We start from the raw sequence: 13,773 nt of genomic DNA, 5'->3' as shown, positions 1-13,773 counted from the left end.
ATTTATGAAGCGGCAGCAACCATGAACATTCATTCACGGGCGGAAAGTCTTGGATGGCGGATTCGATTGGCTTGCTTGGCCGTCGGTCCGTTGTGGCTTTGGTTGAACGGGTCCGTGTTGGGCGCGTCAATTGATCCGGCAATCATTCCGTACGGAGTAGGCGAGGGGAATTACGGCACAAACGGCGTTGGCCAAACGGTCGGCGTTATTCCGAATCCGGGTGTCGGCGATTATCGCTGGGGATGGCAGGACCCTTATCCTTGGGGAACGCCCGCCGGCGGGTGGGCGGATATTCGAGGCATTCCTACCAATCGTGTCCTGTTTGACGAATATAAGCGGTTCGTCTGGCGCGCCATCGAACCTTCGCCCGGCGTGTACAATTTTTCGGTCATCACCCAACATTTGGAGCAGGCGCGTCTGGCCGGACGTCGTTTCGCCTTCCGCATTCAAATTCTTAGCGAATATGAGGGCGATATCGACAACGACGGCCAGGCGGACGGCTTGATGGGCGCGCCCGACTATATCGAACAGCAGGGCTTGGGACGACGGATGGCCTCGACTAAGCCCGAATGCAATGGAATTTTCGTCCCCTACTGGAACAACACTAATTTTCTTGCCCGCGTCGAGGCATTGTATCAGGCGCTGGGTGCCGCGTTCGATGGCGATCCGCGCCTCGCCTATGTCGATGTGGGGATTTACGGCCACTGGGGCGAATGGCATATGAGCGGGCTCGGCTTTACCAATTTGCCGATCGAGTTGAATGCAACGCCCGAAACCCGCGCCCGGCTCGTCGACATGGCCGCCGCCGCATTTCAAAAAACCCGCCTCCTCATGATCCCGGACACCGATGGCGATTACCCGGAGCGGAGCGGAACCGGATTCGCGTATGCCATGGAACGATACCCTCGCATGGGCGTCCGGAAGGACAACCTGAGCCACTATTGGTTTGAAGATGAGGTTGGCCCGTGGTTCCCGAACATCAATGCCGCGTTCAGCAACCGGTGGAAGACAACGCCTCTTGTCGTCGAATTCTTCGGCGGCGAAGACACGCCGGCGATGATGCGCGCCGAGACACAGGTGATCCGCTACGCGGTAAGCCAGGTCGCGCTAAATTCCTATAACACGCACACTCAGCGAATTGAGATCGGCAAGGCTGCTGGGTTCCGCTTCCAATTGAACCGAGCAGCTTGGCCGGACTCGGTCGAAGCTGGCCACCGTTTCGTCATCACGTCACGCTGGTCGAACGTCGGCGTCGCTCCGGCGTATGAAAAATGGGCGCCGGTCTGGGAACTGTACAGCGGCACGTCCCTGGTCTGGTCGGCGCGAAGCCGCCTGGATTTTCAGCAGCTCCTTCCGACGACCGTGAATGGGGATTTCGATGTGAATACGGAGGAGACCGAAGCCAACGGAAAGAACGTTCCGGTGACGATTCTCGATGAATTGGCGGTGCCCGCTTCGTTGCCTCCGGGATCGTACTCCCTGAAAGTCGCTGTTCTCCTACAGGGAACCAACCACTACCAGCGTCCGCTTTCCCTTGCGATCCAGGGACGCGACGCCAACGGCAGATATTCTCTGGGCACGCTTTCGGTTTCAGCGCCGGCAAATCCCGCACCGCAGATTGCGTGGGTTTCGCCCTCTGTCTCGGGGCGCGTCAGCGAAGTGTGGTCCTCAACTCCGTCCGTCGCCACGGGCAACGCGGCCATCGCGTATGTGGAGCTGCTGGTCGACGGCGCGGTCCGCTTCTCCAATGCCACGGCGCCCTACACTTTGTCATGGACGCCGTCCACCGCTCAGCTCGCCGTGCTGGTGGCGCGCGTTACGGACACCGCGGGGCGCCGTGGCGTGACTCCACCCCTCGCCGTCGATATCGGGCCGCTGTCGAATCGCTCGCCTAACGTTTCGCTGAATGTACTCAATTCAGGGCCCTACGAGGCGCCCACGAGCCTCGTTCTGAGTGCATCCGTCTCCGATCCGGATGGGGATTCGATTTCGAAGGTGGAGTTCTATCGCGGAAATGTCTTGTTCGCCACCCGCACGAATGCGCCCTATATGGTGACTAATTTCCCCGTGACGGCCAGTATCCACTCCTATCTGGCCAAGGCATTCGACAGTCGGGGCGCCCGCGGTTATGGGTGGAAGACGGTTGAAGTCAACAATCCCCCAAAGGGACCTTACGGCGGGACGGCGCCCGTTGCGACGAACCGCATTGAATTCGAAAATTATGACGTCGGCGGCCCCGGCATCAGTTGGCACGACACGACGCCGAACAATGAGGGCGGCGCGTATCGCATCGACAGTGTCGATATCCAGCCGACGGGCGACAGTGGCGGCGGTCACCACGTGGGATGGGTCAACAACGGCGAGTGGCTCGACTACACCATCTGGGTGCCCGAAAGCAACGAATATGGTCTGCGGGTCCGCTACGCCTCGCCAACAAACTTCCCGAACCCGCGAATCTCGCTGTATGTCGACGGTTCGCTTGCCATCAGCAACGTTGCGATTCCCGCAAACGGCCGCTGGAATTGGGACTACGAGAATTGGCAGACCTGGACCTCTCCCGTTCCCGCCCACCTTTCGCGCGGGACACGCGTGATCCGCATCTTTTTTGAATACGGGGCCGGCAACTACAACTGGTTGAGCTTTGCTCCGGTTGGACCGCAGCGCTTCGCCGATTGGATCTCGGACCTATCCGTAACCGGGACGGCGGCATCTGCCGCGGCTGATCCGGACGGCGACGGTTGGGCCAACCTGATGGAATACGCGTTGGGCGGCCATCCGATGTCAGCGACGAATGTGCCCTTGATTGAATGGTTGTTCGAGACCAACCGCTGGCGGCTCCGATACCAGCCGACGCCGTCCCGCGGCGTAAGCTTGTTTGTGGACGCCTCGACAAATCTGTTCGGCGGTTTTGCGCCCGCCGGCACCCTCACCAATTCGCCGCCCAACACGTGGCATCACTATCTCGACGCCGCTTCGACCAACGATCAGCGGTTCTTGCGCGTTCGCGCACAGGAGTAGATGCTGGGTTCATTTTGCCTAGCGGCTTGGCACCCCCAACCGGATTCGAACCGGTGTTTCCAGGATGAGAACCTGGCGTCCTGGGCCTCTAGACGATGGGGGCGCGATGATTGAGGAACGCTACCGCAGCGATGCGATCGCGTCAATCACGCCCTGCCCGCCGCGCCGCCCGGACCTATCGCGCCTCCGCGGTCTGAATAACAGATTGATTCAGACCGCTTAGCGTGCCTATAAGCGCGAGCAATGTTGAAACAGGCGTCGGCAGGCGTCCATTGCGCTGAATTTCCAAAGCATGGAAGCTGCTGAAAAAATTTTTACAGAGAATGGAACTTTTTGGAGCGTCACAGACCATGATGCGAACGCATACCTGCGGAGAATTGCGCCGGCAACACGCGGGCCAGACGGTTACGTTGTGCGGCTGGGCCGATACAGTGCGGGACCACGGCGGTCTCATCTTCATCGATTTGCGCGACCGCTACGGGGTGACACAGGTTACGTTTGACCCGCGCGATTCCCAGTCGGCGTGGGATGCGGCGCAATCCGCACGAGGCGAGTACGTCCTGCGCGTGACCGGCGTTGTGCAGCCGCGGCCGGCGGACATGGTCAACCCAAGGCTGGCGACGGGGGAGATCGAAGTGCGAGGCACGGCCATCGAATTGCTGAACCGCAGCCAGCCGCCCCCCTTTCCGCTGGAGGAGGCGAAGGCCGTCAGGGTGGCGGAGGAATTGCGGCTGACGTATCGCTATCTGGATCTGCGGCGCGAGTCGATGCAGCGAAACCTGGTTCTGCGCCACCGGATCACGCAGGCCATCCGCCGATATTTGGACGGGAAAGGCTTCATCGAGATCGAAACACCGATTCTCACGAAGAGCACGCCCGAGGGCGCGCGCGACTATCTGGTGCCGAGCCGCGTGAATCCAGGCTGCTTCTATGCCCTGCCGCAATCGCCCCAGCAGTACAAGCAGTTATGCATGGTTGCTGGGCTGGACAGATACTTTCAGATCGCGCGGTGTTTTCGGGATGAGGACCTGCGCGCGGACCGCCAGCCGGAGTTTACGCAAGTCGACATTGAGATGTCATTCATCACTCCTGAGGACATCTACGCATTGATCGACGGGCTAATCGCCGATGCCATGGAGGCGGCCGGACACCCGCGCCCCTCGTTGCCCCTCCCGCGTATGACCTATTCGGAGGCGATGAACCGTTACGGCTCGGACAAGCCGGATACGCGGTTTCAGATGCTACTGACCGATCTGAGCGACATCTTCGCGGGCACGCAATTCAAGGTCTTCGCGTCGGTGCTCGCGCAGGGGGGTGTGGTCAAGGCCATCAACGCGAAGGGGCTTGGCGCGGTGTCGCAGGGGACGATCGACAACTGGACCCAGGTGGCAAAAGAGTCCGGGCTGGGCGGACTCGCCTACATCCGGGTTCAGCCGGACGGTTCCTGGAAATCGCCCATTGTCAAATTCTTCAGCGAAGCCGAACAGGCCTTGCTCCGAGATCGGCTGGATATGCGCCCCGGTGACCTTGTGCTCTTCGCAGCCGACAAGCCGGATATTGCGAATATCGCTCTGGGCCGCATCCGCCTGCTGGCCGGCGCGGAGGCGGGAGCGATACCCACCGGCGTGTTCCGGTTCACATGGGTGACCGACTTCCCGCTTTTTGAGCGGAGCGCGGAAGGGGGGATCACGTCGGTCAACCACCCGTTTACGGCACCTCACCCCGATGACGCGGCGCTGATCGAAACCGACCCGCTCCGTGCGCGCGCTCTTGCGTACGACATTATCCTCAACGGCATTGAACTTGGCGGGGGCAGCATCCGAATTCACGATTCGGATCTACAGGCGCGCGCATTCCGTGCCTTGGGTCTGCCTGAGGAAAAAATTCGCATGATGTTTGGCCACATGATCGATGCTTTCAAATACGGGGCTCCGCCGCACGGAGGCATTGCGCTCGGGCTTGACCGGTTCGTGATGTTGATGGCTGGGGCGGACAGCATCCGCGACGTGATTGCTTTCCCGAAGACCCAGAAGGCTGTCGACCTGATGATGAACGCGCCGGACCGGGTGGAAGCGCGACAACTGCGGGAAGTTTGGATTCAGCTTGACCTGCCGGAGGAAGAATCGGATTCCCCTCGGAAATAAACGTGACAGATCGCGGGTAAACCGTTTTACTTCAAAGTCGTTTTTACATAGGAGGGAAACGGTGAACTTTCCTCGAGAAAGCGGAATTTTATTGCATATCACGTCGTTGCCCGGTCGTTGGGGAATTGGCGACCTCGGTCCCTCGGCCCGAGCTTTTGCCGATGCGCTGGTGGAGATGGGGCAGCACCTTTGGCAAATCCTGCCCCACGGGGTCACGGGTTATGGCGATTCGCCGTACCAGTCGTTCTCGACCTTTGCCGGCAACCCGATGTTCATCAGTTTCGATCTGCTTGTCCAGGACGGCCTTCTGAAAAAGTGGCATCTGGACAAGTTTCCGAAGTTTCCGGATGACCACGTGGAATACGGGGAGGTCATCCCCGCGCGAATGGCCGTGCTCCGCACGGTCTGCCGAACCTTTGAGCGGCATGCATCGCAGACCCAAAAGCAGGCTTTCAAGGAGTTTTGCGAGCGGAATGCGGATTGGCTCGAGGATTTTGCCCTGTTCATGGCGCTCAAGGAGGCGCACAACTTGAAGCCATGGCACACTTGGGAGCCGGAACTTGTGCGTCGCGAGCCATCAGCCCTAGCTCATGCCCGCAGGCAATTCAGGACTGCGATTCGGAACGCCAAAATCCTTCAATGGATCTTCGACGACCAGTGGCACCGCTTCCGCCTCTACTGCCGCGACCGGGGCATTAAGATCATCGGAGATATCCCGATTTTCGTTGCGCACGACAGCGCGGACGCGTGGTCGCACCGCGAGCTCTTCTACATTGATGAAAACGGCAAATGCACCGTCGTCGCCGGAGTCCCGCCGGATTACTTTAGCGCGACAGGCCAGCTATGGGGAAACCCGTTGTACCGCTGGGATGTGCACAAGGCGCAAGACTACGCGTGGTGGATTGCCCGGCTTCGAAAGATCTTCCAGATGGTCGATATTGTTCGGATCGATCATTTCCGCGGATTTGCCGGCTACTGGGAAATCCCCGGTGACGCGGACACGGCCATCCATGGGCGCTGGGTACCGGGCCCTGGGGCAGATTTCTTCCACGCTGTCAGACGGCATCTTGGAAATGTGAGCATCATCGCCGAGGACCTCGGCGTGATTACGCCGGATGTCGACGCCCTGCGCGACCAATTTCAGTTTCCCGGTATGCGGGTCCTCCAGTTTGCCTTCGGGAACGACGCCAAGGCCGCCGAGTACCGCCCGGAGAGCTACCCCAAAAATTGCGTTGTCTACACTGGAACCCACGACAATGACACGACAGTGGGGTGGTTCAACAGTCGAGCCGGCGAGGGCAGCACGCGCAGCGCGGAAGAGATCGAAAAAGAGCGCGAAGCCATCTTAAATTACCTGGGCACGGATGGGCATGAGATTCATTGGGATCTGATCGGACTGGCGATGCGATCAAATGCAAATACCGCGATTTTTCCGCTACAAGACCTCCTCGGCTTGGGGTCCGAGGCGCGTATGAACATTCCCGGTACCAAGGGCGGCAACTGGCGCTGGCGTTTTCGCTGGGAGCAGTTGACGCCCGAAATCAAACAGCGGTTGCGCCTCCTCACCGAGGAGACGGGCCGCATCCACGACTGATTGCGGGCATTTATAATGATTGAATACCCGCCCAAGGGTTCGCGACTCGGCGCCTGGGCGTGGGTGTTCGGTTGGTCGGCGTTCATATTCGCCATCATTCCGTTCGCGCGGGCGATTCAGCGCATCTCCAACCAATGGCTGGGAGAGGGCTCTCTGCGCTGGATTTCCCTTGCCGTGCTGACGGTCTCAACCGCCGTCGCCCTATATCGGGGGGTCCGCATATTCCGGGGTCGGGCCTGGCTTCGCGCAACTGCCATAGCCGGAGCAGGGGCTGTCTTTTGGGGGATGGCCTTTGTCGGCCTCGATTCGCCTGCGGAAGCAACCCATTTCGTCTTGTACAGCGTTCTGGGCGTCCTCTGCTTCCGAGCGTTCGCGATCGATGGGCGGGATGGCCTGGTATACCTCCACGCTTTTCTTGCGGGTCTGCTGGTGAGCGTGGTCGACGAGTCGCTGCAGTGGTTTTCACCCGGCCGTTATTGGGATTTGCGGGATGTCGCGCACAATGCCGCGGCCGTGGCGTGTGTGCTGACAGCCCTAGCGCTGGGATTTCGGCCGCCTTATCTCCGAGGTCCTATTCAACCGAAATCCATCCGCCGGGCCGCTGCTCTGGCTGCGTCCGCGACAGTCCTGCTGGCGCTCTGTTTCTCCAATACGCCCCAGATGGCCCGGCGCCTGACGTCGCGGATTCCCGCCCTGGAACCCCTGTTTGACAACACGCATCCCATGACGGAGTACGGGTTCTGCTATCGAGAGGCGGATGGCGGACGTTTCTACTCACGTTTTGACCCCGAATCGCTCCGCCTCGCCGACACCCTGCGAGGGCCGGATGTGGGCCTTCTGCTCGCTGAGGCGGCCCAGAGCGGATTCCCAACCAATCGCCGCATGGTCCTCGCTGCCGCGCGTGATGCGTTCCTGTTCGAGGCCCTACAGCGGCTGGAGAGGCGAAATCATTACTGGGGCGTGCTGCCCAAGTATCGGTCCGACCCGGATAATTACTCCTTTCATGCCACGATCGCATGGCGCGAGAACCAGTTTCTCGAGCGGTATCTGCCCAGGACCTTGGAGGCCGCCGGCCAGCGCTGGACCGATGAGACGAAGGAATCGCTCGCGACGCATATCCGAGCGGATCCCTACACCAGTCCCGTTGGACGCCACTTGGTTTGCGCTGTAACGTTGACCGACGTCTGGCTGATCGCCGCGGGAGCTCTCGCGTTATGCGCCGGGTTCTGGCGGATGTCTGACCGGCTGGCCACTGGCCGGTCCCACAGGGCTGGATAAGGAGCGGAAAGGTCTCGGCGAACGTGGTTGACGCTGAACCATCTCGTGAGGCTGTTGGGGCGAAGGAATCGTGGCGACGGGGCGCTTGGAACTGGACGCTCGTCGCGCTCTGGACCCTCGTCATTTACACAACCATCCCGATCGCGCGTGGAATCCAAATCTGGGTGACGGAAAATTGGACCCGCGCTGCCTTTTCGTGGTTCGTCTACGGTTGCATCGCGGCGGGTGCACTGTGGGCGGTGGCTTATTATCGGCGAAGGCCGGAGCCGATGACGCGGCGGCAATGGATCCTGCTGGCTTCGCTGTGCGCGATCTTTGCATGGGGTACGTGGTTGCTGCGCGCTAATGCGGAAGAGGCCCTGCATTTTGTGCAGTACGGCGTGCTGTCCCTCCTGCTGTTCCGCGCCTACTCGCACCGCTATGGCGACCGCGGAGCCTATATCTGCTCGGTGCTGATGGGCGCTCTTCTGGGCACGCTGGACGAGGTGATCCAGTGGATTGTTCCGCGTCGATTCTTCGATTTTCGAGATCTCTTTATCAATGCGATTTCCGGTGTGTTGGTTCAAATCGGTCTGGCAGCCGGCCTGGCGCCGCAACGGATGGCGATTCGGGCCGGGATGCGGTCCACGCGCGCCGTGTGGCGTCTTGCCCAGATCCTAAGCCTTGTCTTCCTTCTCATCGTCTCCAACACCCCCGACGTTTGGAGCCCCCTGTATTCCTATCGGCCGGACGCGTTCGTGTTCAAAGAAGCCATGGTCGAATATGGCTATCGCCACGTGGATCCACAGATTGGTTCGTTCAATTCGCGATTGAAGCGGGAGCGGATTCTTGCGTCTGACAGCGCACGCGCCGATGAAGCAGCCGAACTTCTCCGCGAATATCCGAAGGAAGAAGACTACCAAGCCTTCATCGATCGCTATTCGATGTTTACTGATCCCTTTTTGTACGAATTCCGCGTACGTCTGTTTCGGCGCGACCGGTTTTGGGATCGAGCCAAAGAGCCGAAGATAGATTCGGCCGAACGGCGGGTGTTGATGACAGTGGCGTGGGGCGAAAACATGATCCTCGAGAAGTATTACGGCAGCACGCTCGCCGCAACTCAGCGCAGGTGGCCGGAATCGCGCCGGATTGAGGCGGCGCGCGAGGCTCTGCCGGGGCCGTATCACAGCCCGGTGAGCCGTGAGCTGATCACCTGGTGCTCGAAGCGGGAATTGCAGGCCGCGGTTGCCGCGGTCCTCTTGCTCACGCTGGTCGGGGAAACCTATGATGTACGGCGCAAGGTGAGGCGTCAGACTCCACCATGAAACAGCGCATGAGCCGTCGCGAATTCTGGGGCGCCCTTGGGGCGGGCGCCGTAGGACTCGGCTTCTCGCGGCGCGCTAGCTGGGCCGTGGAGCAGGGTCCGCGCGAGACCGTGCGGATTGCCTTTTTCACGGACGTGCATGCGCGCGTGGAGTGGGAAACGCCAGTGGCAATGGAGCTGGCGGCAGATCTCATCAATCGCCAGGCAGCCGACCTCATCATCGGCGGCGGCGACTATATCACCGACGGGCTCACGAGCAGCCGCGCGGCCGTGGACCATCGTTGGAAAGCCTTTCGGGCGCATCTGCTCGACAAGCTCCGGCAGCCGCCGATTTTAGCGATAGGAAACCATGATTGCGTCGGGCTCCGGCCCCAGGATGGCGGGCCGCCCGAATCCGATCCCCGGGCAGCCTTCCGCGAGGAACTGGCTGTGCGAGAGACGAATTTTGTCGTCGAAGCGGGCGACTGCAGGATCATCATTATCGATTCGGTGGACCTCACCGGCGATGATCTTCATTACCGGGGATATGTCGCGCCCGAGCGAATCGCCTGGATTCGCGAGGTCGTGGAGCGCACGCCGGAAGACCGCCCGATTGTGCTGGTTACACATATGCCCTTGCTAACCACGTTCTTCCAGGCCACAGAGGGCGGGGAGGCCTCCGCGCGGAGAAATCGGATTGTCGTCAATGCGCACGAGGTAATTCATGCATTTGAGAACCGCCCGTTGCCCCTGGTGTTGCAGGGGCACTTGCACGTGGATGAAATCGTTCGATGGCGGGGCACGACGTTTATCACAGGCGGAGCCGTTTGCGGCCGGTGGTGGCGCGGGCCGTGGATGGGTACGGAGCCGGGATTCGGCGTGGTAACCCTCCGTCGGACCCGGGTGGATTGGGAGTATATTCCGCTGGGCTGGAAACCACGGCGCGTGTGATTAGTACGAAGAGGCTGCGCGAGGCGCTGAGAGAATAGGTCAGTTACCAAACTATGCGGACGCGCTTCGTATCGGCGGAGGATCAGAAATACGACCAAGGTTCATCCACCAGATTCTCGCTCCGACTTCAAGACCCTCGGCAGGCTTATGAACCGAGGTAATATGACCTTGGCCCCTACGCGACGTAACTTTCCCAAGTTGAGTAGCGAAGCCCGATTTGCAACGATGACGCGCAGCGGGTGTCCATCTCGCAGGCGTCGCGTACCTGGGAGGCGGGTAAACAGATTTTCAGCCCGCCAAGACGAAGGGGGCTGGCGTCGGAATGAATAACCTTGAGTCGGAGGCGTCCAACCTCGAGGAGAGTTCGCCGGAAGCGGGCGTCGAAGACCTCGTGCGCCGGTCCAAGGCCGGCGACGACCGCGCTTTCGGCGAGTTGGTACAAATATTTCACAGCCGGGTCTATGGAGTAATTTACCGCATGGTCAACGACGCGGAATTGGCGCGAGAACTGGCTCAACAGGCTTGGGTTCGGGCCTGGCAGCGCCTCCACACGTACAAGGGGGAATCCAGGTTTTTTACATGGCTTTACCGCGTCGCCGTTAACACCGTGCTTGACGAGGTTCGCCGATCGACCCGCCGACGGGAGGTCTCCCTCGACGAGCTACCCGAGCGCGAGCCCAGTCCGGCCGCGGAATGGCAGGCGCCGGATGCGGGACGACCCGACGCGAGCGTCTCGCGGGACGAGATCTGGAAAGCATTTGAAGCTGCCCTCCAGCGGCTTACGCCGGAACACCGGGCAGCCCTGATTCTGCGGGAGGTCGAAGGTCTTTCCTACCGCGAAATCGCCGAGGTCATGAAATGCCGTACCGGTACTGTCATGTCGCGCCTTTTTTACGCCCGCCGCGAAATGCAACGCCTTTTGAAGGACCTGCTATGAACGTGGAGAAATGCTTGAAAGCCTGGAGCCGGCGGCGCGACGGAGAGCTGAAGCCGAGAGAGGCCGAACGGCTCGACGCCAAGGGACCCCCACCCGCTGACGTGGAAGCATCGCTTCGTGCCTGGGACACCGTGGGCGACCTCCTGCGCCGGCAGCCGGTTCCAACGCCGCCAGCGGAAACAATGTGCATCGATGTCCTTCGGGAGATCCGTTTAAGGCGCGCCCAACGCCGCGAGGCGGAGCGGATCCGAGCCCACTGGAATTGGGCGGCCATTGCCGCCACGCTTGTTCTCGTCGTCGGGCTCGGCGTGATCGGTCTTCGCCCGATGTCTCCGCTTCACGCTCATGCCGCCGGGCCGGTGGTTGAATGGGTTGAACCGGAATTGCCTGGAAGCAGTGCCATGGTTTACGAAGACTCCGAAAATGGCGCGGTCGTCATTTGGATTGTAATGCCCGAAGGTCCGCCTGCGGAGGGACCGACATGAAACGGCTTCTCATGCTCATGGGGTGGGTGATCGGTTTGGCTGCCGCGCCGGTCTCGGCAAACGGGACCATAGAAATTGAGGCGATGCGGATCCTGGCGTCGAATGAACCCGCCCCGCTGGATCGCCGTCTCGAGCGCGTGGACTACATCCTCCGCCCGCTTCTCCGATTTGAGACGTACCGCCTGTTGGGCATGGGTTCTGTCATTCTCCACACACCAGGCGAAGCCGCGATCGATCTCGGAGAGGGCCACGTGCTTTCCGTTCGCGCCGGGCGTGACCGCGGCAGCCACGTGGAAGTCATCTGGTACCGGGATGACCGGCGCCTCCTAAGTACGTCCATCAAGCTTCAGCGCGGGCGCCCGGCCATCCTCGGTGGCGTTCCCCACGGCGAGGGCCGTTTGATCGTGACAATCACGGCCAAATAGAGGACGCCGTTTTCCGATGAGATTCGAGAACGAGGATGATCTTACCGGGATTCTCGGGCGGGCATATCATTTGATAGTTCGACGTCCTCGCCAGGCGCTTTAGAACGTTTATGGCATGGTTGCGAATGATCGATGTGTGCCCGGTTTGGCTACCGTAACCGCAGATAAAATGAATCGCGCTTTTCCGCTTTATGATGGCCTCGTTAAGACTCTTCTCAATGATCCGTGTTGCATCTTCTCTAGTTTGACCTTTGTGAGCGATATCGACCTGAAGGTAAGCGCCCTGCGTCGGTTCGTAGAGTAGCGAGTCGCATTTTGCGCAGACCGTTTCTGCAAAGGACTCCGGTTGATAGCCGCACGTCGGGCATGGAAGCGGTCTGATCGAACTCCCCTTCCTCATGAGATCAGTATTAAATGTTCCATCTGACGAATCGAGTAAAAACGAATTACATGAGTTCCTGTTAATACCTATTCATAAAAAAGGGCCTGCTGCGCCATCTATCCGATGTCGCGGCCGCATGAGAGGTCTAAATCTCAGTCCTATGGCTGAAGCCCCGCAGAATTTCCTTCCGCCGGCGTCGTTGGCGCCGGAAAGATTCCGGGCTCACCGCGCCCCTCTACAGGTCACCAGTAATTCTCCGGGCTCATCGAGCGCGGCTACGACTCAAAACGACGACGCTGAAGCCGAAGCTGTCGCCCAAAACCCCGCGTAACGTTTGGCATACCTCTCAAGCGCCCCTTCACGGATCGTCGCCTCCTGCCGATTTATTTGTCGGCCGCGACTTCGGTGGACCGACACCGCATCCCCCTCAATCCGAAATTTCTGCCAAACCCGTTTGGCGCCGCGAACGCTAAGTCCCGGTTTTCGCGCCACATCACCCACGCACGAGAGGTTTTTCTCTGCCTCAGTAACCTTCAGCCTCGTTCACTCATTCTGATTCCTTGGTAGTTCTGCCATCACAGCAGTACTCCTTCCTCGGACATCGGATCATTTCTATCGCGTTTGCCAGTGGATGTTTGCTAAGAGTTATGACAAGCCAAAAAGAACTGGATTGCGGAAACAGCGAGCTTAAGAAATAATCCTACCTGGAATACGTTGGAAGCGTATATTAGGATGGGACAAACAAACTGGACTTAGTGGTACCGAAGAGTAACCGCAGGGGGGGTCAGCCATTGGGCCGGAGGAGGTCCTCTTCGCCTCCGTCCCAGCGCTTGCGAAACACAGTGAGCGGTTTGAAGAAGAGAATGCTCAACTCTGGAACGAGATCCGGGCGCTTCGCAAAGAGATTGGAACGCTGAGGAGGGTGATTTCACAGTGATGGGCAAGGAGAAAACGCGCATGTACTTTACGACCATAAGGAGGAGGGAAGCCGCGATGAAACGCGGTTGGCTGTTCGCGATGCTGTTGATCGGGGCCGTAGCCGACTTGGCGCAGGCGGATGCGCCGGGGATGATTCACTATCAGGGTCGGCTGGTGCAGGGGACGAACCTGTACAGCGGGCCGGTGAGTTTGGTGTTCCGGATGTATGATGCGCCGACGGGGGGAACGCTGCTGCACCAGAGCACGAATTTTGCGACGGCGGTGGACGGGCTCTATGCGACGGTGATCGGGCAGCACGGGGTCGTCGGCAATTTGGACGCGGCGTTGACGAACGCGCA

General features: G+C 60.0%; 10 protein-coding genes and 1 tRNA gene. 10 read left to right on the top strand and 1 reads right to left on the bottom strand.

Annotated elements, in window-relative coordinates; translation table 11 throughout:
• Positions 1–21: 21 nt before the first annotated feature.
• Positions 22–3,018, top strand: a complete 2,997-nt coding sequence (locus tag NZ740_00055) for an Ig-like domain-containing protein (protein MCS6770401.1) — start codon at positions 22–24, stop codon at positions 3,016–3,018.
• Positions 3,019–3,045: 27 nt separating this feature from the next.
• Here NZ740_00055 and NZ740_00050 read toward each other — a convergent pair.
• Positions 3,046–3,121: transfer RNA gene (locus tag NZ740_00050), tRNA-Glu, on the bottom strand.
• 247 nt (positions 3,122–3,368) lie between these two features.
• On the opposite strand from NZ740_00050, the gene aspS reads away from it, so the two are divergent.
• From aspS to NZ740_00005, 9 genes are all read left to right on the top strand, one after another.
• Complete coding sequence (gene aspS, locus NZ740_00045) at positions 3,369–5,162, top strand: aspartate--tRNA ligase (protein ID MCS6770400.1); 1,794 nt, start codon at positions 3,369–3,371, stop codon at positions 5,160–5,162.
• Positions 5,122–6,756 carry a 4-alpha-glucanotransferase gene (gene malQ / locus NZ740_00040; GenBank protein MCS6770399.1) on the top strand — a complete coding sequence of 545 codons (1,635 nt, stop codon included), beginning with the start codon at positions 5,122–5,124 and terminating at the stop codon, positions 6,754–6,756. Before aspS ends, malQ begins: the two co-directional genes overlap by 41 nt.
• Before the next feature lie 15 nt (positions 6,757–6,771).
• Positions 6,772–8,034, top strand: a complete 1,263-nt coding sequence (locus NZ740_00035; GenBank protein ID MCS6770398.1) for a VanZ family protein — start codon at positions 6,772–6,774, stop codon at positions 8,032–8,034.
• Between the two features lie 23 nt (positions 8,035–8,057).
• Entirely contained in the window at positions 8,058–9,338 is a 1,281-nt protein-coding gene (locus NZ740_00030) for a VanZ family protein (protein ID MCS6770397.1), read from the top strand.
• Entirely contained in the window at positions 9,335–10,267 is a 933-nt protein-coding gene (locus NZ740_00025; GenBank protein MCS6770396.1) for a metallophosphoesterase, read from the top strand. The genes NZ740_00030 and NZ740_00025 overlap by 4 nt, the downstream gene beginning before the upstream one ends.
• A 322-nt stretch (positions 10,268–10,589) precedes the next feature.
• Positions 10,590–11,204: a sigma-70 family RNA polymerase sigma factor gene (locus NZ740_00020; GenBank protein ID MCS6770395.1), complete on the top strand. Its 615-nt coding sequence runs from the start codon at positions 10,590–10,592 to the stop codon at positions 11,202–11,204.
• A complete protein-coding gene (locus NZ740_00015; GenBank protein MCS6770394.1) occupies positions 11,201–11,689 on the top strand; it encodes a hypothetical protein in 489 nt (162 codons plus the stop codon). Before NZ740_00020 ends, NZ740_00015 begins: the two co-directional genes overlap by 4 nt.
• The gene (locus NZ740_00010) at positions 11,686–12,114 is read left to right on the top strand and encodes a hypothetical protein (GenBank protein ID MCS6770393.1); all 429 of its coding nucleotides are present in this window, start codon (positions 11,686–11,688) and stop codon (positions 12,112–12,114) included. Before NZ740_00015 ends, NZ740_00010 begins: the two co-directional genes overlap by 4 nt.
• Positions 12,115–13,489: 1,375 nt before the next feature.
• Positions 13,490–13,773: hypothetical protein (locus NZ740_00005; protein ID MCS6770392.1), on the top strand; the 284-nt coding region annotated here is incomplete at its 3' end.

The sequence above is a fragment of the Kiritimatiellia bacterium genome (assembly GCA_025054615.1).
In the GTDB taxonomy this organism is placed as follows: Bacteria; Verrucomicrobiota; Kiritimatiellia; order CAIVKH01; family CAIVKH01; genus JANWZO01.
This window is presented reverse-complemented; position numbering and strand designations above follow the sequence as displayed.

Bases quoted from the DNA above. Each gene is read 5' to 3' on its own strand.
- NZ740_00010 (MCS6770393.1), top strand. From the start codon at position 11,686: ATGAAACGGCTTCTCATGCTCATGGGGTGGGTGATCGGTTTGGCTGCC.
- NZ740_00015 (MCS6770394.1), top strand. From the start codon at position 11,201: ATGAACGTGGAGAAATGCTTGAAAGCCTGGAGCCGGCGGCGCGACGGA.
- NZ740_00035 (MCS6770398.1), top strand. From the start codon at position 6,772: ATGATTGAATACCCGCCCAAGGGTTCGCGACTCGGCGCCTGGGCGTGG.
- NZ740_00055 (MCS6770401.1), top strand. From the start codon at position 22: ATGAACATTCATTCACGGGCGGAAAGTCTTGGATGGCGGATTCGATTG.
- NZ740_00020 (MCS6770395.1), top strand. From the start codon at position 10,590: ATGAATAACCTTGAGTCGGAGGCGTCCAACCTCGAGGAGAGTTCGCCG.
- aspS (MCS6770400.1), top strand. From the start codon at position 3,369: ATGATGCGAACGCATACCTGCGGAGAATTGCGCCGGCAACACGCGGGC.
- NZ740_00025 (MCS6770396.1), top strand. From the start codon at position 9,335: ATGAAACAGCGCATGAGCCGTCGCGAATTCTGGGGCGCCCTTGGGGCG.